The following is a 922-nucleotide window of genomic DNA, read 5'->3' as shown; positions in this document are numbered from 1 at the left end:
GGCCTTGATCTCAATCTCCTCGTCGCGCTCGACGCTCTGATAACCAAGCGTAACCTCACGGCGGCGGCACGCAGCATCAACCTGAGCCAGCCGGCCATGAGCGCGGCCGTCGGGCGGTTACGTGCCTATTTCTGCGATGAGCTATTCACGATGGTGGGCCGCGAACTTGTCCTCACACCGCGTGCGGAAGGGCTCGCCCCCGCAGTCCGCGAGGCTCTGCTGCACATCCAGCTCTCCATTATGTCCTGCGACCGGTTCAACCCAGCCCAATCGGATCGTCGCTTCCGGATCATCCTTTCCGATTTCATGACACTCGTCTTTTTCAGAAAGGTCGTGGAGCGTGTTGCGCAGGAAGCTCCCGCCGTCAGCCTCGAATTGTTGCCTCTCGACGACGACCCCAGTGAACTTCTCCGGCGCGGTGACGTCGATTTTCTCATCCTTCCGGAATTGTTCATGTCGGACGCGCATCCGAGAGAGGCACTGTTCGACGAGACACTCGTATGCGTAGGCTGCGGCATGAACAAGCAGCTCCCACGGCAGCTTACATTCGAGAAATACATGTCAATGGGGCACGTTGCGGTCAAGTTCGGACGGGCGCGGAGGCCCTCTGTCGAGGATTGGTTTTTACTCGAGCACGGTTTCAAGAGACGGCTCGAGATCATCGTAGACGCCTTTACCATGATCCCGCCCGTGTTATCAGGCACCAACCGTATAGCGACCATCCCCTTGCGCCTGGCCAAGCACTTCGCAAAGACGATGCCCCTACGGATCGTCGAATCTCCGCTGCCACTTCCCCCATTCACCGAAGCCGTACAATGGCCGGCCTTTCACAATACTGATCCAGCAAGCATCTGGATGCGGGAGATGCTGTTGCAGGAGGCGTCCCTCATGACTTCCCCATGTGAGCCCATTGGACATCTCA

General features: G+C 58.5%; 1 protein-coding gene. It reads left to right on the top strand.

All coding sequences use genetic code 11. The features are described 5' to 3' along the window. Positions 1-922, top strand: a 922-nt coding sequence (locus FS320_RS44230; protein WP_152718763.1) for a LysR family transcriptional regulator, incomplete at both ends; no start/stop codon positions are given.

Origin of the sequence: Microvirga tunisiensis (genome assembly GCF_009296175.1) — a bacterium.
Taxonomy (GTDB): domain Bacteria; phylum Pseudomonadota; class Alphaproteobacteria; order Rhizobiales; family Beijerinckiaceae; genus Microvirga; species Microvirga tunisiensis.
The sequence above is the reverse complement of the archived record's forward strand: the minus strand, read 5'-3'. Positions and strand labels throughout refer to the sequence as shown.